We start from the raw sequence: 19096 nt of genomic DNA on the forward strand, positions 1-19096 counted from the left end.
GCCCTTATTTATCGATTAAGGTGTGGGTAAGCTAGGATTCAATGCCTACACTGTTTTTCTGCATACATCAAATGCAGTGTTGAATTTTGTGGTCATGTTTTGAAATACAATAATAGTTGTTAATTCAACAATTTCATCATCATTGTAGTAACAACGTAATTGATCTATATGTCTGTCGGTTACGTGTAATGAGGTATTTGTAATTGCGTCGGTATAGGCGAGTACCGCACATTCTTGAGGTTTGAAATCACTGCAATTTTGCCAATCTAATAACTTATCTTTATTCAACCTTTCTTTAAGACTGCGTAATACTTTAGAATCATGTTCTATGGTGAACTCACATTGGTTTAACTGTGCCACGCGCACACTCATGAGTGCGTGAATATAGGGTTGAATAGGGGAACTTTTTCTATTAATAGTTTTATATAATAGGAAGATGGCTGCGAATAGCCTAGGTTTTCGACCTAGTATTTGTGCCGGTTTTAAAGTCTTATTTTGTTTTCTCGTAAGTAACCACAAGATCGGACGTATAAACCACGAGTATTGGCTTGATTGTAATTTTGGAATACGCATAACTCACCTCGATGCATACATAAGCTTTGCAACACTAATTATGGTTTAAATTAAGCAATAGGGTGAATTTGTGGTAGATTATTCCTTGTAAAACATAGGCAATTTTTAGATAAGGATTTAATTAAATGACGACGTATTATACCGCGGCGGATCTTGCTGAAGAGTTTTCAGTCACACGACGAGCTATCCGTTTTTATGAGACGAAAGGGTTACTACAATCCGAACGTCGAGGGCGGTTTATGTATTATGATTATCGTCAACGTGCACGCTTAATTATTATCTTACGTAGTAAACGTTTAGGGATTAGCTTGGAGTCAGCAAAGCATTATCTGGCTTTATACGATGACAAGCCTGACAGCGCGCCGCGTATGCTGTATATGCTACATCAAAGCCGTACACGGTTGAATGAATTGCGTGAGCAGCAACTTGCATTACAAGAGAATATAGCTGAACTTGAAACGCTAGAAAAGATAGCGATGACAGATTTATCCGCATGCGATTTGGATATAGAGTCAAGTTATCAAGATTACTTAGGTGAACTAACTCATCTAAGTAAAACTTAACCTATCGAATGACAATTTGGTGAATTATGGGACTCGATAGATATAACCAGTCAAGAAGAAATTATATCTATCATTCTCGGCTATATTGCATGATAAAATTAGTGATTTCATTTATATCATTTAAGTCTAAATAGCTGATACTTCTTTCTAATAAAGCTTCCTTGTCAATTTCTGTATCAGACGCGATGGCAATAATGTGTGCATCTTCATTTGCTAATATCGGTTTGCCTAAGCTAGGGCGATGGAGTTCTATTTTTGTAAAGGCCTCATGACGAAATCCTTCGACTAACACCAAATCCAATTCATTGGTGTTAAGCCAATTCAATTGGGTGATTAATTTTGGTTCTGTGGGTTCATCTTGTTCTGAAAATACAATTGTGCGATGTGGTGATGCGAGTACCATTTGGCAAGCACCAGCCTTTCTTAATTTATAACTGTCCTTGTTAGGATTATCCATTTCAATATCATGGTGACTGTGTTTAACCATGCCTATACGTAGGCCTAGTTCGGTTAATTGTGGTAATAACTGTGTGATTAGCGTTGTTTTTCCTGTGCCACTAAATGCGGCGAAACCAAGTAAGGGAATAGGGAAGTTTTTTAAAGAAGCCATGTTGAATACTCGATCACGATTTGAATAATATAAATTGTATTAAATTTATTATAAAAAAAAGAGGTCGCAGAAGCGACCTCTTTAAATCAATATCTAGTTAGAATTGATTACTGCATGATAATGATCAAGCTAACTTGTAGGTTTTTCTTCACAAGTTGCCTTAGCACATGCAATTGCATGTTGTTTATCACTTTCTTCTAATTCTTCATCTTCAACGAAAATCGGTAATGGTTTATGCTCCGTCGCAAGGAATGAATAAATTACAGGTAAGATGAATAGGGTAAACAGCGTACCTATTGCAAGACCAGATACGATCACAATACCAATACTAAAGCGCTGTTCAGCACCTGCACCAGTTGCATACATTAACGGGATAAGACCCGCAATCATTGCTGCTGTTGTCATTAGGATTGGACGTAAGCGTACTTTAGCCGCTTCAATAACAGCATCTGCTCGGTTCTTACCATGATGTAGTTGTTCCTCTTTTGCTACTTCACAGATCAAGATACCGTGTTTAGTAATCAAACCAACAAGGGTAATCAAACCAACCTGAGAATAGATATTCATGCTTGATAATCCCCAAGCAAGAGAAACCAATGCGCCTGATATTGCTAAGGGTACTGAAACCATGATAACTAAAGGATCTCGTGCTGATTCAAACTGAATCGCAAGTACGAGGTAAATGATTGCCAGTGCTAGTGCAAAGGTCATATACAAGGCACTACCTTCCGTTACAAACTGACGTGATTCACCCATAAAGTCATGACGATAACCTTTTGGTAGCTTAGATGAAGCTGTGTTTTCGAACCATGAAATTGCATCGCCCATCGCAACACCTGGACTCGGCACAGCACCAACTGTTGCTGAATTCAGCTGATTGAAATGAGGAAGTGAGCGTGGTTCAGCAACAACATCAATACTGATTAAGCTGCCTAGTGGAACGGCGCGGCCATCTGCAGCACGTACATAGTAACTGTTCATTGATTCTGGATTTAAGCGGTATTTACGTTCAACTTGAGGAATAACTTCATATGAACGACCATTTAAATCGATACGGTTAACATAACCATCAGACATCATAGTACTTAGCGTAATACCAATGTCTTGCATGGTAATACCGTAAGCACCTGCTTTGTCTTTATCAATGTTAATCTTCATTGTGGCTGAATCGAAGTTAAGATCTAAATCAGAATAAACGAAGAGAGGATTAGATTGTACTTCTGTCAATACGTCAGTCGCTACTTGGAATAGGCTTTCAAAGCTATTTGGGGTAGTAATAACAAACTGAATAGGCAGACCAGAACCCGCACCAGGTAACTCAGGCATTTGGAAAGCAATAACTGACATTCCCGGAACATCTTTAACTAAGCCCGTTACACGTTCAACTATTTCAGCTTGACTCGCTTCACGTTCACTCCAAGGCACCATAGATGCAATACCAAGTGCTTGGTTTGAGTTCGGTATACCTGAGAAAATCTGTGCGTAGGCAATCTCAGGCTGTTCGTTTAGCTTTGAGTTAACTTCATTCATTGTGTTTTGAATATAATCTAAGTTCGCATTTGATGGTGCAGTACCCAGCATCATCATTACACCTTTATCTTCAGACGGTGCGAGCTCACTTGGAATAAATTTAAACAACATAGGTAAAACAGCAAATACGATAAGTGCAAATGCGATCATGACAGGGCGCTTTTGCATTACTGCGGTGATCATTTTTTCATAAGTATTAGTCATACGATCAAGGAAGGCATGAACTGTTTGTTCAAACTTGCTTGGTTTTGCGTTTGCTAATAATATTTTAGAGCACATCATTGGTGACAATGTGAGTGCTAAAATACCAGAAATAAATACAGCCCCCGCTAAGGTAAGGGCGAATTCTTTAAATAACGCACCAGTGATTCCACCCATTAACGCGATTGGCGCATATACAGCACCCAGTGTTATTGTCATTGCAATAACAGGAATTGCAATTTCTCGAGTACCAATAACGGCCGCACGGAAAGGGGATTCACCAAGTTTAATGTGCCGATCAATATTTTCTAATACAACAATGGCGTCATCTACCACCAAGCCAATTGCAAGTACCATTGCCAGTAACGTCATTAAGTTCCACGAGAACCCAAATGACTGCATAATCATAGCTACACCAATCAGTGATAGTGGGATAGTGACGATAGGAATGATTACGGCGCGGAATGAACCAAGGAATAAAGTAATGACCACGATCACGATAAGCGCAGCTTCTATAATCGTTTTAATTACTTCTTTAATTGATTCATTAATTGCAACTGTCGAGTCATACATCACGTTCATGTGGATATTAGTCGGCAAGTTACGTTCAAGTTCAGGTAATATGGCTAATACATCGGCAGCAATGGTGATTGGATTTGCTGTTGGTGCGGCATTAACTGCAGCAACAACGGCTTCTTTACCATTTGCGGATGCACGATATACGTCGTGGCTCTTTTCTAGCGTAACTTTAGCAATATCACCCAAACGGATAACTTGGCCTTTGTCAGTAGAAACAACAAGACGTTCCAGATCTTCAGTATTTGATACTTGCGTATTGGCATTACCATTATAAAGAACGAATTCACCAATCGCTTGGCCTGTTGCAGACTGATAGTTATTGCTATTCAGTACTCCCATAATTTCGGTTGCTGTCAGGTCATATGCAGCCATTTTTAACGGGTCTAGCCAAACACGTAGTGCGTATTTAATACCACCATACATGTCTACTTTAGATACACCATTAATCGTAAATAGCTGCGGATTGATCACACGGTCAAGATAATCAGTTACTTGACTGGAAGATAATTCATCACTGCTGAAGGCAATATACATTACAGCAGTCGTTGAACCCGTAGACATAGTTACGGTTGGGTCTTCAGATTCTTTTGGTAGTAGTGAACGAACTGAGTTCGTTTTAGCCAAAATATCGGATAATGCCGCGTTGGGGTCGGTATTAAGTTTCATCGTGATGGTAATTGTTGATTTACCTAATACACTCGATGAAGTCATAAAATCGATATTATCGGCTTGGGCTACCGCTTGTTCTAAGGGCTGAGTAATAAAGCCTTGGATCAAATCGGCACTGGCACCATAGTAGCCAGTAGATACGGTAACAACCGTATTGGTCATGTCAGGGTATTCTCGAACCTGCATTTTGAAAATTGCTTGTATACCAAGTAATGCAATCAAAAAGCTGATAGATACCGCTAGAACAGGACGCTTAATAAAAATATCAGTAAAGCGCATTTATCCTCCGATTAAAGCATTGGTGTTTCAGCAGGTACTTGCAGGGTCTCGTTTTCAATAATGCGTACTTTAGCATTATTACTTAAACGAACTTGGCCTGATGTAACAACTTTATCGCCAGCTTTAACACCTTCTAAGATATGAGCGATTGCATCAATACGTTCGCCCACTTTAACAACAGATTGTGTTACACGTAGATCACCATTTTCATCTTCACGAACAAGGTAGATATTGTCACCGTAAAGCGTAAATGTAATTGCTGTTTGTGGAACAGTAATTTGATCTTTGATTGTTGGTAGGATCACATTCGCGCGAGCAAACATACCTGAACGTAATTGTGATTCGTTATTTGGAATATCCGCTTGGATTTGAATTAAACCACTTTGGAAGTTTACAGCAGGCTCAATTGCACTAATTTTACCGCTGAAAGCTGTTTCAGGATAAGCATCAACAAAAATTTCAACTTCTTGACCTAAATAGACTTGAGATATTTGTGTTTGTGGCACTGTGAAGCGTAAGCGCATTACACTCGTATCTTCTAAGCGAACAATTGATGTACCAGCAGATAAAAACTCACCTAAGAACACATTACGTAAACCAACTTCACCATCGAATGGTGCCGTGATTTGACGACGTGCAATTGTTGCTTTTTGACTTTCGATATCAGCAAGTAACGAAGAGTAAGATGCTTCTGATTCATCTAATGCTTCTTTTGATACGGCGTTCTTTTTATAAAGCGCCTCATATCGTAAAAATTTTGATTTCGCTGCATTCAGTCTTGCTTGCGAGCTTTTCAGATTTGCTTTTTCGACTTCAGAATCTAGGCTTACTAATGGTTGGCCTTTGGTTACTTTAGTACCAGAATCAAAAGTGATGCTATCAATTTTACCTGCTACTTCATTCGCAATATCGACACCTTGGTTAGGCTCAATGAAACCAATAGCTTGAATTGTTGGGATCCAATCAGCTGTTTTAGTATCGACAACAGTAACTGGGAATTCAGGTTCAGGCCTGTTGGCCATAAATTCTGCAATCATTTTTTGTTTATAAAGATTCATACTAATGACACTACCAAATAAGGCTAGTGCGATTAGTAACATGACTAAGGTCCACTTTTTCATGAATTGATAAACTCCGGGTTTTATATAAACGTTATATAAGTTCTGAGGTGAGACTGAGCCAGTCTATAAACGTCTGCCATGGCTCGTTCAGATGATGTATTTGTTCTACTCATTCTAGATGTTAACGGGTCCCAATCAAGTCTTTTATAGATAAAAAGTACTTATTTACGTATATTTACCAAATAGGTAGTTTTAGTGGTTTTTTCTGTTGACAATACCTCTGAAAGAGTGACAGCCAACTGCTTTTTTTTTAAACTTTTATGATTGTTTTTCAAGCTTTTGTGACTTAGGAATGTTTTATTGCTGATTGGCTTTTCGGTAATTCCCTTTATAGTCAAATATACGATGTTCAATTTTCCAGAAGTATTTTTCTTTTTTTGCAATGACAAAGTCTGGCGCGACAAAGCTTTGAATTTGGGCTGTTATTTGCTCGGCAGTGGTCGCGCTAATCGGTGGCCCTGTGACGGTTCTAGAAAAAATACTGAAAAATCGTTGACGTTGTTTGTTATTACTGAAATAGAAGGTCTCTTTGACAACATCACCATCTTCATCATGGTAATTTATTTTAATTTTTTCGCCATCAGCTAGCGCTGAAATACCTGAACAGCGTAACACTTTACGGTCTTTAAGTTGCAGCGCTTTTTTCAATTGATTATCAGGGTCGATCAAATCGACATGACATTGTTGGCACTCGCGAGCAGCAATATCATTTTCAGCATTACATTGTGGGCATTGCTTGTATTTAAAACGGTAATTGCATTGTGTTTCACTGCCATTACTGAGCTCAACTAACCCTTGGCAACGTCGACCATAATGCTCAATGATATCACCGTCCGCATCCGTTATTCCCCAAAACAAGTTGGCAAAATCACAGCTAGGGCAAGGTACTTGTACCAGGTCGCTATTACTGTTTGGTTTGGTTGACCCTATCTCTGGCTGATATAAATCAAATCCATTACCGGCGTAGTCAATGATTAAACAGTCTGTTTTTCCTTCCGCAAGGCGTAGCCCTCGACCTGCGATTTGTTGATATAAGCTTACCGAGTCCGTACGGCGTAAAATGGCAATAACATCGACATGTGGGGCATCAAAGCCTGTGGTTAATACGGATACATTGACGAGATATTTTACTTCTTTGGCTTTGAATTGGCGGATCAGTTCATCACGTTCTTTAATGGTGGTTTTACCTGTGATAATAGCGGCTTGTTCGTCTGGTAATAGCTTAAATATTTCTTGAGCATGTTTAATACTAGCGGCAAAGATCATGATGCCTTCACGATTGGCGGCAAGTTCGATCAATTGCTTACAGATAGCTTGTGTTACGCGCGGGCTTTTAGCTAAAAATTGATCTAATTGAACTTCGTTATATTCCTGTGGTAAGTCGTCAAACTGATAACGCGCAACTGGCGCATCAATCACTGCGGGTGTGGTTAAGAATCCTTTTTGCACAAGATAGCGTAAAGGCAGTTCGAATATGCAACTTTCAAAGGGTGTCTCGTCTTCTGTCCTTACATAGCCTTGATAGTGTTTTCTGTATATCCAGCCTTTATCTAAACGATAAGGTGTCGCTGTGAGGCCCAGTACTTTCAGCTTGGGATTAGTCTTTTTTAAATGGTTGATGACTTTTTGGTATTGGCTATCTTCACTTAAACTCACACGATGACACTCATCAATAATCAATAGTGAGAAAAAGCCATCAAACTTATCTAGATTACGGCTTAAAGACTGCACACTTGCAAAGGTGGTTTTGAAGCTGTCTTGTTTCTTACCTAGACCTGCCGCGAAGATACCGGCTTCAAAACTATCATGTTCAAATTTACTGTGATTTTGTTCTACCAGTTCTTTTACATGGGCAAGGATCAGTACTGGATGTCTCGCTAGACGTGCTAATTCGGCCAATACGTGACTTTTTCCTGCGCCTGTCGGTAAGGTGATAACTGCGGGTTGGTCTGATTTTCTAAAGTGAGCCAAAGCTGCATCTACTGCTGCTTGTTGGTAATCGCGAAGAGGCATAGTTAGTTTTATTTAAGAATTTATTATTGGATGGATTATCTTATATATAAGCGATAAAAGTCCAGCTAGATATTGATAATAATTACCTAATCAATTGATAGGTACTGACTATTTATAGGCTCATTGGATAGCTTTTACCATTTAATCACTTAGGTTATAACGTTTTAACATGCGTAAATAATCGTTCTAGACTGCGAACTCAATAATATATTTAATAGCGTGAGTGAGATAGAAAATGAATTTTAATAAAAAGTATTTAGTGATTGCCTTAAGTATGAGCCTTGCCTTTAATGCAGCAGCGGTAACGCTTACTCGAGATAATGGGGCTCCTGTAGGTGACAACCAGAATTCAATGACGGCTGGGAAAAATGGCAGTGTTTTATTAGAAGATGTACAACTGATACAAAAGCTCCAACGTTTTGCGCGTGAGCGTATCCCTGAACGAGTTGTACACGCCCGCGGTACTGGTGCTCATGGTGTATTTGTTGCGACTCAGGACTTCAGTGGTATTACAGCAGCAGCACCGTTTGCAGATAAAGGTAAAGAAACGCCTGTGTTTGTGCGTTTTTCTTCTGTTATGCACAGCAAAGGCAGTCCTGAGACATTGCGTGACCCTAGAGGTTTTGCAACTAAATTTTACACGGATGAGGGAAACTGGGATCTTGTTGGTCTTAACATGCCTGTATTCTTTATCAGGGATGCAATTAAATTTCCTGATATGGTCCACTCGTTAAAACCATCACCTGTTACTAATATTCAAGACCCAAATCGCGTTTTTGATTTCTTTTCAAACGAACCCGGCTCTACTCACATGTTAACTTGGCTTTACAGTGATAATGGTACACCAGCAAGTTACCGTAAAATGGATGGATTTGGTGTTCATGCATATAAGATGATTAACGAATCAGGTGAAGTTAATTATGTTAAGTTTCATTGGAAGAGTCTCCAAGGTATTGATAATTTAGATCTAGATGAAGTTGCTAATGTTCAATCGAAGGACTTTCAGCATTTAACACGAGACTTATATGACAGCATTGCGGAGGAACAATATCCACAGTGGGATCTTTACATTAAGGTGATGAACCCATCTGATCTGAATAATTTTCAATATAATCCGTTAGACGTAACTAAAATGTGGACGAATATTCCTGAAACGAAAGTTGGAACGATGACATTAAATAGAATGCCAACAAACTTTTTCCAAGAAACGGAACAAGTAGCAATGTCACCTGCAAACCTAATCCAAGGTATTGAACCGTCAGAAGATAGATTATTACAAGGACGCATATTTTCTTATTCTGATACGCAAATGTATCGCTTGGGTGCAAATCATCAGCAATTACCGATTAACAGACCTACTGTGAATGTGGTGAACTATAACCAAGATGGCGCACATAATATGGGCGTAACAATGTCGGATGTTAATTATCAGCCAAGTAGCGAAGGTGTTGTCGAAGATAAAAAAGCACGTCATTCAACGCCTTCGTTAACGGGTCATGTGCAGCAACTTGCTATAGATAAGCAATCGAATTTTGCCCAAGCTGGCGAACTTTACCGTAGTTTTACTGTACAGGAGCAGCATAACTTAATTCGAAACCTATCAGGAGATCTTGGTGCGGTTAAAAATGAGAGTGTGAAGTATACGATGCTCAGCTTTTTCTATAAAGCAGATACTGAATACGGCACACAATTAACAAAAGCGGTAAACGGTGATCTTGCTAAAGTTATAAAAATGGCGATGAGCTTATAAGTTAATTTGAATAGTAATGCGAAAGGACTTCCTTTCGCATTTGCATCCACATATTGAGTATCATCACATGTTTAATTTAAAAAAAAAATTCCGAATAAAGTACCTTCTTATTCCTGTTGTATTTTTATTTTCCATCATGAGTTTAAGTGCTAATGAATTATCTGATAACGCTGAATATAACACGCTGCTACCGTATTTTTATGCTGCGGCGAGAACTGGTGATGATGAGGTTGTTAATGAATTCTTAAATGCAGGGTTACCAATTGATGTCAAAAATAATAAAGGTTATACGGCTTTAATGATCGCAACATATAACGGTAAAACATCTATTGTTAATACATTAATTAAACGAGGCGCAAATGTGTGCGCTAAGGATCACAGGGGGAATACTGCATTAATGGCTGCTATTTTTAGAGCCGAATTTAAAATTGCAAATACGCTGATGAAAAGTGATTGTGATACAAATCAACAAAATAACGCAGGGCAGACTGCCGTTATGTATGCAACACTGTTTGGTCGTGATGAGTTAAAAAATTTACTTATCGCCCGTGGGGCTGATGTTGAGTTACAAGATAAGAGTGGAAACTCGGCAAAAACTATTCAAGCGTATTAATAGAATATCAGTATAAACCCTATGATCTGCCGCACTATTGTTGCGGTTATGTTGTGCTACTGTTGTGGTAAGGTCTGCTTTTTATTTCTATCTATCTAGGAGGTTCTGATGATCCCCCAAGCATTCATTTATGACGCTATTCGAACGCCGCGAGGTTTAGGTAAACCAAGTGGTGCTTTGTATGAAGTTAAGCCCGTTAACCTATTAGCTGATTTACTTAATCATTTACAGGTCCTGCATGGTTTTGATACTGATGCTGTGGATGACATCGTGTTAGGGTGCGTTACGCCTATTGGGGATCAAGGTGCTGACATTGCTAAAACAGCTGCATTAGTTGCAGGTTGGAAAGATAACGTTGCAGGGGTTAGCTTAAATAGATTTTGTGCATCAGGCCTAGAGTCAGTCAATATAGCTGCAATGAAAATACGCTCTGGTTGGGAGCACCTCGTCATTGCAGGCGGTGTTGAATCGATGTCGCGCGTAAAAATGGGCAGCGATGGTGGCGCTTGGTCGATGGATCCAGAAACAAGCCTAGCCACTGACTATATGCCACAGGGTATCGGTGCTGACTTAATTGCGACACTGGATGGTTATCGTCGTGAAGATGTTGATGCTTTTGCTGTTCGTTCCCATCAACGCGCCACTGCGGCTTGGCAACGTAACGCATTCGATAAATCAGTTATTCCTGTATGTGATCGTAATGGCATATTATTACTTGATAAAGATCAGCTTGTTCGTCCAGATTGTTCTCTCGCTACATTAGCAAAGCTAAACCCTTCTTTTAGTCGCCTTGGTCAAACTGTTTTTGATAGTGTTGCTCAACGTAAGTATCCACAAGTCGGACAAATTCAACATGTCCATACACCAGGCAATGCCTCTGGAATTGTTGATGGGGCAGCGCTGGTTTTACTCGGTAGCGCTGAAGCGGGCGTTAAATGGGGATTAAAACCAAGAGCAAGAGTTGTCGCTACTGCTGTGGTCGGCGCTGATCCCACAATCATGTTAACTGGGCCCGTACCCGCGACCCAAAAAGCATTAGCAGTGGCGGGATTAACCATAGATGATATTGATTTATTTGAGGTCAATGAAGCCTTTGCCGCCGTCGTTATGCGATTTATGAGTGAACTTAATGTCTCACCAGACATCGTCAATGTGAATGGTGGTTCTATTGCCATGGGTCATCCACTTGGGGCTACGGGGGCAATTATCTTAGGGACATTACTAGATGAGTTAGAAGCACGTGACTTGAAACGTGGCCTTGTAACCTTGTGTGTCGGTGGCGGTATGGGGATCGCAACAATTATTGAACGTGTAAAGGGGTAACGTATGTCATCAATCCGTATAGAGCAAGACGGTGCTGGAATAGTGCATTTAATTTTAGATAAGCCCAATGCAAGTGTTAATCTACTCGATCGAGTGTTTATTGATGACTACATAGCGACGATTAATAAACTAAAAGATATGCAGTTTACAGGGGTTATATTACGTTCTGAAAAATCCAGTTTTTTTGCTGGTGGTGATATAGCTGAGCTTAGTCAATGTGCAGAGCAAGGTGTAGATGAAAGCTATTCGTTATTGTCATCGTTGAAAGCAGCGATACGGTTGCTGGAGGTATGTGGCAAGCCAGTTGTTGCATGTATCAATGGTGCAGCTCTAGGCAGTGGCTGGGAATTGGCGCTAGCGTGTCATTATCGTATCGCATTATCGAAAAAAGTAGTGCTAGGTTTACCTGAGGTAACATTAGGTTTAATGCCTGGTGTTGGTGGCGTTGTCAAAATGACTCGGATACTTGGTGTGGAGGCTGCTTCTCCTTACTTACTTAAGGGCAAACTATTTGATTGCCAAGAGGGTCTTGCACTTGGATTAGTCGATCAAATCGCGACATCAAATGTTCAAATGATGGCGCAAGCAATAAATTGGATCCTGTCACAGTCATTACCGGTAAGGCAATGCTTTGATACTAAGGATTACCAATTACCAGCGGGGAATGTGAAAGACCCACATATGGTTGGGATAATAGTAACTGCGCCTGCAATACTAAAGAAAAAAACACAGGGTAACTTACCAGCCCCGGAAGCCATTTTATCTGTGATGCTTGAATCCGCTGAGGTGGATATTGATACTGCATTACGGATAGAGACACGCTATTTTATTCATGTCATCCGTAGTCAAGTCGCTAAAAATATGATGAATACGTTTTGGTATCAGCATAACGAGATTAAGGCCGGTGCGTCGCGCCCTAAGGAACCTGCGTTAACGACATTTAGTAAAATTGGTGTATTAGGTGCGGGTATGATGGGGGCTGGTATTGCTTATGCTTTAGCAAGCCATGGTATTACTGTCGTATTAAAAGATATAAGTCTTGAAAAAACAGTATTTGCCAAGTCATATTCAGCTTCTATTTTAGCGAATTGTAAATTGTCTGATGCAGAGAAAAGTAGAATATTACAACGTATTATTCTGACAAAAGATCCCATTGACCTAATCGGTTGTGAAATGGTGATTGAAGCGGTATTTGAAGATCGAAAAGTAAAGTCACAAGCAACAACTGAAATATTACAAGCTGTTGGTGATGATATTATTATGGCGTCCAATACATCAACATTACCGATTACCAGTTTAGCTAATTCGTCTACGAAGCCTGAAAATTTTATTGGTCTGCACTTTTTCTCTCCTGTGGACAAAATGCCACTTGTTGAAATTATTAAAGGCGATAAAACATCGTCAAAGACTTTGGCTGCTGCTTATGATTTAGTGCTGCAGATTGGTAAAGTCCCCATTATTGTTAATGATTCTCGTGGTTTTTTCACATCACGTGTATTCTTTACTTATGTATCGGAAGCTATGCGTATGCTAAGTGAAGGTATTCCAGGAGAAGTCATTGAAAATGCAGCAATTCAAGCTGGGTTACCCGTAGGGCCTTTGGCTATTCTTGATGAAGTTAGCTTGTCACTGATTGATAATGTACGTAATCAAGCTCGAATTGATTTAAAAGCTGAGGGGAAAACACGACCTGATAACTCTGCAGATAGGGTGTTAGATCAATTACTCCTCCTAAAACGGCTTGGTAAGTCGACAGGCGCTGGATTCTACGATTATAGCGGGGGAGGGGTAAAGCGGTTGTGGCCTGGTTTAGCCGATTTATTTCCGACAACGGATGACTGGGATATCGATACTGTTAAAGACCGATTATTATTCGTGCAATCTCTCGAAGCGATTAGAGCATATGAAGAAGGAGTCGTTACCAGTAGTCGTGATGCTAATATCGGCTCTATTATGGGATTAGGTTTTCCTGCATGGACGGGTGGTGTTTTACAATTCGTTGACCATTATGGTTCGGATAACTTTAAGCTGCGCGCTGAGCAATTGTGTGAGCAGTTTGGTCCGCAATTCACACCCTCAGCCGTGCTGTCTCACTGGAAAGAATGAAGTTTTGTGGGCTAACTATCAAATCTTTTCTAATAAAAAGATCAAAAGAAAAACTTAATAAAGTACAAGTCCAAAGTGCGCCTAAACCCCCGACCGGCGAAGTTTATTAAGATAAATTTGAGCGAGTTAGTGAATAAAGACGATAATGACCGTTTATAAATTAGGCAGTGGTCTTTTAAAACAAATTAACTTAATGTTATTATCCTAGATTCATGTAACGGTTAACTAGGGAATAATAACTAGTGAAAGTGCCCCAAAGAATACAACCTCTTGTTGATGACGGGCTTGTTGACGAAGTATTGCGTCAGTTAATGAGTGGTAAAGAAGCAACTGTATACGTCGTGCGTTGTGGTCAGGAGATCCGTTGCGCGAAAGTTTACAAAGACGTAGAGAACCGCAGTTTTAAACAAGCGGTGCAATATCGAGAAGGTCGTAAAGTTCGTAATAGTCGACGTGCTCGTGCAATGGAAAAAGGCTCTAACTTTGGCCGTAACGAACAAGAAAAAATATGGCAAAGTGCCGAAGTTGATGCGTTATATCGCTTAGATAATGCAGGTGTTCGCGTTCCTGAACCTTATGGTTGCTTTGACGGTGTATTACTCATGGAGTTAGTCACCGATGCTGATGGCTTTGCTGCGCCGCGTTTAGCGGATGTTGCATTAACGCCAGAGCAGGCTGTGATTGATCATGGAAAAATGATCCACTACGCAAGATTAATGCTTTGCGCAGGTCTTATTCATGGGGATTTATCCGAATTTAATGTGCTTGTCGATGAACATGGTCCTGTTATTATTGATCTGCCACAAGCGGTTGATGCGTCAGCAAACAACAATGCGAAATGGATGTTAGAACGTGATGTTGATAATATGAGACAATATTACGGGCAATATGCACCAGAATTACTTGAGACAAAATATGCTAAAGAAATGTGGGCTTTATACGAAGCTGCAGAGCTCACTGTTGATGTTGAATTGACTGGTCTGTTTATTGAAAATACAGAATCTGCAGATGTAGCTGGTATTTTAGATGAAATTAATGCGGCAAGAGAAGAAGAATTGGAACGCTTAGCGCGTATTCAATTTGCGGAAGAAGAAGTCGAATAAAATCATTAACCCCTTCGTTAAATTAAACTAAGGGGTTTTTTAATGTATTCATTCTATTATTAGACATATTTATTAGCTGCTTATGTTTTCAATTTAATCTGATGTAACGATATCTTTCTCCGTATTTGTTAAGCTCTCCTCGGACACATGTCGATTTGGGCGTAAACCAACACAGAATTTAGGTAAATCTTGCTCACGTTCTAGATACAAGGCACAGGCGTATAAGTTTTTACGCAGTTCTGCATCCTTTATTAATGTGTTCTCTTCCCAATAGTGTAATTCAAAAATGAGAAACCAAAATATATGCTCTTTTTCCCCTGATACTTTTTCGTCGATGACATCTAGAGATTGCCAATCTTGTAAAACATCCCACACCAAGTTACTTAATACTTTGTAACTGATTTTATGCATGAGAAATTTATTCACACTGTCGGTTAATAACACTGATTTCTCATTTATAAATGCTACTGCTTGCATTGGTTTATCTCCACTTGTTTAAAACTAATTTAAGTCTAGCCTCAAACTTTGCTTTAGAGAGGTTTAGACCTTACAAATAATGCCTAAAAAGTAATAGTTCGATCTCGGTCACATATTTTCGATAAATGATTAAAATGTTCCCTTAAGAACGCTAATAACACCCTATGCTTTTTCGAACCCGCGCTTCCAGGCGGAAAAACACCATATAGATCAATGTTCGAGAGTTCATAATCAGATAATAACAGCTCCAGTTTATTGGTTTCAATTTTTGGCGCTGCATCATAAAAAGGAATACGTGCAATGCCATGACCGCCTTCTACAAACGCTGTTCTTGCTGCTGCATTATTCGTACTAATACTCCCTTTTGGTTTTACGCTGTAAGCTCGACTTCCTTTCGTTAGTGTTAACGTACTTGAACTTAATTTGTATAACACCCAGCTATGCTCGACAAGTTCGGTAGGGTTTTTTGGCCGACCGTACTTGTTTAAATAATCAGGTGATGCACATAGGCAGGTTTTCATCGATATTAGTTTACGAGCTTGTAAACCTGAATCAGTAAGCGGTGCGCCTCTAATTGCCAAGTCAATGCCTTCCTGCATAATGTTAACGATATCATCAGTAAGCATGATGTCCAATTCAATCTTCGGAAATTGGACCTTGAACATGTTTAAAGCTGGGACAATTATCTGTAATCCGACATTAACCGGACATGTTATTTTTATCAAACCTTCAGGTTCGTGCTTTAAATTCTCGATTTGTTGATTTGCAGCTTCAGCTTGTTGCGCTATTTCTTGACAGTGTTGATAGTACTGTTGTCCTGCTTCAGTGAGTGTAAAGTTGCGAGTTGTTCGATTAAGCAGCTTGAGTCCTAATTGAGTTTCAAGTTTTTTAAGATGGTAACTGACTACTGCGCGAGATAGGTTTAAATGCCGAGCGGCCGCTGAGAGCGTGCCTTGTTCGACAATTTGTGCGTATACAACCATACTTTTTAACTGCTCAAAAGAAACATGCATAAATGAATCCTGATAATGATAATAATAAATCAATTGTATCAAAATTTTGAACAGTGTAATCAATTTACTCTGCATTGTTTGATTTTACATTGAGGTATAGACTGTTTCCATTCGCTGTTAACGTGTATACAACATGCATAGCAGCTCAGTTCAGACACAAATCAATGACGCAAATTTAAAGCGAGAGGAACGATCATGAATAAGAATATTTTAGTCGTATTAACATCACATGCAGATTTAGGTAATACAGGTGAAAAAACAGGTTTCTGGGTTGAAGAACTTGCTGCACCTTACTATGTATTTGTTGATGCAGGAATGACAGTTACTCTAGCATCACCTGCTGGAGGTAAGCCACCAATTGACCCTAAAAGTGCAGATGAGAGCATGCAAACGGATGCGACTCGTCGCTTTGATGCTGATGATGCCGCACAAAAAGCCCTCGCGACAACGGTTAAATTAGCGGATGTTAAAGAGCAAGACTTTGATGCGGTATTTTATCCTGGTGGGCATGGTCCATTATGGGATTTGACTGACAACACCACTTCAATTGATTTATTAGCTGGGTTTATAGCGAATAACAAGCCTGTATCAGCGGTTTGTCATGCAAGTGCGGCACTACTCAACGTTAAAACACCTGAAGGTGAGTATGTAATTAAAGGTAAAGCGGTAACTGGGTTTTCAAATACAGAAGAGGATGCTGTACAATTAACTGATATCGTACCTTTTTTATTAGAAGATGAGCTTGTAAAGCGTGGTGGTGACTATCAGAAAGTTGCTGATTGGACGCCGTTTGCTGTACAAGATGGTTTAATCATCACAGGTCAAAATCCAGCGTCTTCAGCATTAGTCGCAGAAAAACTAATCGCACACGCTTAATACTAGGAAGCAAATATGTTGAATTTCACGTTTCAAAACCCAACTCGTATTCATTTTGGTGATGACCAGATTAAAGCGATCAGCAAAGAAATCCCAATAGGCGCTAAAGTATTAGTTACTTACGGTGGTGGTTCAATTAAGTCAAATGGCGTATATGATCAAGTTGTAGCTGCATTGTCTGAACATGACTGGGTTGAGTTTTCAGGTATCGAACCAAACCCAACATATGACCAATTAATTAAAGCTGTCGATGTTATTAATGAGCACAATGTTGATTACATTCTTGCAGTTGGTGGTGGCTCTGTTGTTGATGGCAGTAAGTTTATTGCTGCAGCAGCTGTATTTGAAGGCGATGATGCTTGGGATATCCTAAGTAAATACGCACCAATAACTAAAGCATTACCATTGGGTGCTGTATTAACGTTACCTGCAACGGGTTCTGAATCTAATGGTGGTGCTGTTATTACACGTGATGGCAGCAAGTTATCATTTGGTAGCCCATTCGTTCGTCCAACGTTTGCGATTTTAGATCCAGCAGTGAGCTTGAGTTTATCTGATCGTCAAATCAGCAATGGTGTTGTAGATGCATTTGTTCATATTATGGAACAGTACATGACGTATAGTATCAACGCGAAAGTACAAGATCGTTTTTCTGAAGGTTTATTGCTGACGCTTACCGAAGAAGGACCAAAAGCATTAAAACCTGAGACTAAAGATGATTTAGAGATCCGCGGTAATATTATGTGGTCGGCAACGATGGCGTTAAATGGTCTTATTGGTGCTGGCGTACCACATGATTGGGCAACACACATGATTGGTCATGAGTTAACAGCCGCACACGGTGTTGATCATGCGCGTAGTTTATCAATAGTGTTACCTGCAGTTATGAAAGTACTACGTGAAGATAAGCGCAGTAAATTACTGCAATATGCTGAACGTGTCTGGAATATTTCAGTTGCTAATGAAGATGAAAAAATTGATCAAGCGATAGCAAAAACAGAAGCATTTTTTAAAGCAATGGAAGTTCCAACAAGGCTTTCGGATGCAGATATTACGTTTGGTGATATCGACAACTTAATTGCTAAATTAGAGAAACATGGCATGGTAGCACTGGGTGAACGCAAAAATATCACCTTGGAAGTAAGCCGTCAGATCTTAGAAACGGCATTGTAAATACTTAGTATAGTAACGTTATTTAAATTGTTAACTAGCAGTAAATAACGTACTAATAGTAAAGGTTGGAATGATTATTCATTTCAACCTTTTTTTTTATTATAAAATGACGATTAGTCATTTATTAGTCCCTGTGTCATACTTTTTTAATTCAACGATGTTATAACTAAATGATATTATTAAATAATTATATCGTGTTGTTATACATGCTTAAGGAAGAGTAATGGCTAATTTAGAGTGGATTCTGGGTGTAATCATGTTGTCGGGTTTTCTATTTGCTGCTATCGCACGATTCAATTTACACTGGTATTTACAACACAAAAGAATATTGGCGAGCGTAGATAGAGAACAAGCCCAAGTAGAATTAAAAAATATAACACCTGAAGTTATATCAGATAATGGCCTACACCAATTATTCAAATATTTTATTGTCGGCATGATTATTTTTTTTGTTGGTAGTGCTACTTTGGTCGATTGTGGTGCGTTAAAAGAGTTGGTCTGTTTATTTCTTGATTAGGTATCAT

Annotated in this window: 16 protein-coding genes; 9 read left to right on the top strand and 7 right to left on the bottom strand. The window is 39.4% G+C overall.

What is annotated here, in order from left to right:
- Window positions 1-45: 45 nt before the first annotated feature.
- On the bottom strand, window positions 46-573 hold the full coding sequence (locus BT797_RS18745; RefSeq protein WP_075473141.1) for a carboxymuconolactone decarboxylase family protein: 528 nt from the start codon (window positions 571-573) through the stop codon (window positions 46-48).
- Window positions 574-698: 125 nt separating this feature from the next.
- Here BT797_RS18745 and BT797_RS18750 point away from each other — a divergent pair, with 125 nt between their 5' ends.
- Window positions 699-1136: a MerR family transcriptional regulator gene (locus BT797_RS18750; protein ID WP_045110559.1), complete on the top strand. Its 438-nt coding sequence runs from the start codon at window positions 699-701 to the stop codon at window positions 1134-1136.
- 70 nt (window positions 1137-1206) lie between these two features.
- Here the strand turns inward: BT797_RS18750 and mobB are convergent, their stop codons facing one another.
- The 4 genes from mobB to radD form a co-directional block, all read right to left on the bottom strand.
- Window positions 1207-1746 carry a molybdopterin-guanine dinucleotide biosynthesis protein B gene (gene mobB, locus BT797_RS18755; RefSeq protein ID WP_045110558.1) on the bottom strand — a complete coding sequence of 180 codons (540 nt, stop codon included), beginning with the start codon at window positions 1744-1746 and terminating at the stop codon, window positions 1207-1209.
- Between the two features lie 129 nt (window positions 1747-1875).
- Entirely contained in the window at window positions 1876-5004 is a 3129-nt protein-coding gene (locus BT797_RS18760; protein WP_075473142.1) for a multidrug efflux RND transporter permease subunit, read from the bottom strand.
- Window positions 5005-5015: 11 nt separating this feature from the next.
- Window positions 5016-6125: an efflux RND transporter periplasmic adaptor subunit gene (locus BT797_RS18765; protein ID WP_045110556.1), complete on the bottom strand. Its 1110-nt coding sequence runs from the start codon at window positions 6123-6125 to the stop codon at window positions 5016-5018.
- A gap of 297 nt (window positions 6126-6422) precedes the next feature.
- Window positions 6423-8138, bottom strand: coding sequence for a DNA repair helicase RadD (gene radD / locus BT797_RS18770; protein ID WP_075473143.1), 1716 nt, complete (start codon window positions 8136-8138; stop codon window positions 6423-6425).
- Between the two features lie 235 nt (window positions 8139-8373).
- On the opposite strand from radD, the gene BT797_RS18775 reads away from it, so the two are divergent.
- The 5 genes from BT797_RS18775 to BT797_RS18795 all read left to right on the top strand — a co-directional run bounded on the left by BT797_RS18775 (window position 8374) and on the right by BT797_RS18795 (window position 15033).
- A complete protein-coding gene (locus BT797_RS18775; protein ID WP_045110554.1) occupies window positions 8374-9888 on the top strand; it encodes a catalase in 1515 nt (504 codons plus the stop codon).
- Window positions 9889-9955: 67 nt separating this feature from the next.
- Entirely contained in the window at window positions 9956-10501 is a 546-nt protein-coding gene (locus tag BT797_RS18780) for an ankyrin repeat domain-containing protein (protein ID WP_244534243.1), read from the top strand.
- 108 nt (window positions 10502-10609) lie between these two features.
- On the top strand, window positions 10610-11824 hold the full coding sequence (locus BT797_RS18785; protein WP_075473145.1) for an acetyl-CoA C-acetyltransferase: 1215 nt from the start codon (window positions 10610-10612) through the stop codon (window positions 11822-11824).
- Window positions 11825-11827: 3 nt separating this feature from the next.
- Window positions 11828-13930: a 3-hydroxyacyl-CoA dehydrogenase NAD-binding domain-containing protein gene (locus BT797_RS18790; RefSeq protein ID WP_075473146.1), complete on the top strand. Its 2103-nt coding sequence runs from the start codon at window positions 11828-11830 to the stop codon at window positions 13928-13930.
- A gap of 242 nt (window positions 13931-14172) precedes the next feature.
- Entirely contained in the window at window positions 14173-15033 is an 861-nt protein-coding gene (locus BT797_RS18795; protein WP_045110550.1) for a PA4780 family RIO1-like protein kinase, read from the top strand.
- Between the two features lie 93 nt (window positions 15034-15126).
- Here BT797_RS18795 and BT797_RS18800 read toward each other — a convergent pair whose 3' ends face one another.
- Entirely contained in the window at window positions 15127-15510 is a 384-nt protein-coding gene (locus tag BT797_RS18800) for a hypothetical protein (protein WP_045110549.1), read from the bottom strand.
- Window positions 15511-15593: 83 nt separating this feature from the next.
- The gene (locus tag BT797_RS18805) at window positions 15594-16523 is read right to left on the bottom strand and encodes a LysR family transcriptional regulator (protein WP_045110548.1); all 930 of its coding nucleotides are present in this window, start codon (window positions 16521-16523) and stop codon (window positions 15594-15596) included.
- A 195-nt stretch (window positions 16524-16718) separates the two neighbouring features.
- Here BT797_RS18805 and BT797_RS18810 point away from each other — a divergent pair, with 195 nt between their 5' ends.
- The 3 genes from BT797_RS18810 to BT797_RS18820 all read left to right on the top strand — a co-directional run bounded on the left by BT797_RS18810 (window position 16719) and on the right by BT797_RS18820 (window position 19089).
- On the top strand, window positions 16719-17399 hold the full coding sequence (locus BT797_RS18810; protein WP_045110547.1) for a type 1 glutamine amidotransferase domain-containing protein: 681 nt from the start codon (window positions 16719-16721) through the stop codon (window positions 17397-17399).
- A 15-nt stretch (window positions 17400-17414) separates the two neighbouring features.
- Window positions 17415-18572 (top strand): iron-containing alcohol dehydrogenase, encoded by a 1158-nt coding sequence (locus BT797_RS18815; RefSeq protein ID WP_045110546.1) that lies wholly within the window; start codon window positions 17415-17417, stop codon window positions 18570-18572.
- Between the two features lie 223 nt (window positions 18573-18795).
- Window positions 18796-19089 carry a hypothetical protein gene (locus BT797_RS18820; protein ID WP_045110545.1) on the top strand — a complete coding sequence of 98 codons (294 nt, stop codon included), beginning with the start codon at window positions 18796-18798 and terminating at the stop codon, window positions 19087-19089.
- Window positions 19090-19096 lie beyond the last annotated feature (7 nt).

It is taken from the genome of Moritella viscosa (genome assembly GCF_900120065.1).
In the GTDB taxonomy this organism is placed as follows: Bacteria; Pseudomonadota; Gammaproteobacteria; order Enterobacterales; family Moritellaceae; genus Moritella; species Moritella viscosa.

Bases quoted from the DNA above. Each gene is read 5' to 3' on its own strand.
- BT797_RS18745 (WP_075473141.1), bottom strand. From the start codon at position 573: ATGCGTATTCCAAAATTACAATCAAGCCAATACTCGTGGTTTATACGT.
- BT797_RS18750 (WP_045110559.1), top strand. From the start codon at position 699: ATGACGACGTATTATACCGCGGCGGATCTTGCTGAAGAGTTTTCAGTC.
- mobB (WP_045110558.1), bottom strand. From the start codon at position 1,746: ATGGCTTCTTTAAAAAACTTCCCTATTCCCTTACTTGGTTTCGCCGCA.
- BT797_RS18760 (WP_075473142.1), bottom strand. From the start codon at position 5,004: ATGCGCTTTACTGATATTTTTATTAAGCGTCCTGTTCTAGCGGTATCT.
- BT797_RS18765 (WP_045110556.1), bottom strand. From the start codon at position 6,125: ATGAAAAAGTGGACCTTAGTCATGTTACTAATCGCACTAGCCTTATTT.
- radD (WP_075473143.1), bottom strand. From the start codon at position 8,138: ATGCCTCTTCGCGATTACCAACAAGCAGCAGTAGATGCAGCTTTGGCT.
- BT797_RS18775 (WP_045110554.1), top strand. From the start codon at position 8,374: ATGAATTTTAATAAAAAGTATTTAGTGATTGCCTTAAGTATGAGCCTT.
- BT797_RS18780 (WP_244534243.1), top strand. From the start codon at position 9,956: ATGTTTAATTTAAAAAAAAAATTCCGAATAAAGTACCTTCTTATTCCT.
- BT797_RS18785 (WP_075473145.1), top strand. From the start codon at position 10,610: ATGATCCCCCAAGCATTCATTTATGACGCTATTCGAACGCCGCGAGGT.
- BT797_RS18790 (WP_075473146.1), top strand. From the start codon at position 11,828: ATGTCATCAATCCGTATAGAGCAAGACGGTGCTGGAATAGTGCATTTA.
- BT797_RS18800 (WP_045110549.1), bottom strand. From the start codon at position 15,510: ATGCAAGCAGTAGCATTTATAAATGAGAAATCAGTGTTATTAACCGAC.
- BT797_RS18805 (WP_045110548.1), bottom strand. From the start codon at position 16,523: ATGCATGTTTCTTTTGAGCAGTTAAAAAGTATGGTTGTATACGCACAA.
- BT797_RS18810 (WP_045110547.1), top strand. From the start codon at position 16,719: ATGAATAAGAATATTTTAGTCGTATTAACATCACATGCAGATTTAGGT.
- BT797_RS18815 (WP_045110546.1), top strand. From the start codon at position 17,415: ATGTTGAATTTCACGTTTCAAAACCCAACTCGTATTCATTTTGGTGAT.
- BT797_RS18820 (WP_045110545.1), top strand. From the start codon at position 18,796: ATGGCTAATTTAGAGTGGATTCTGGGTGTAATCATGTTGTCGGGTTTT.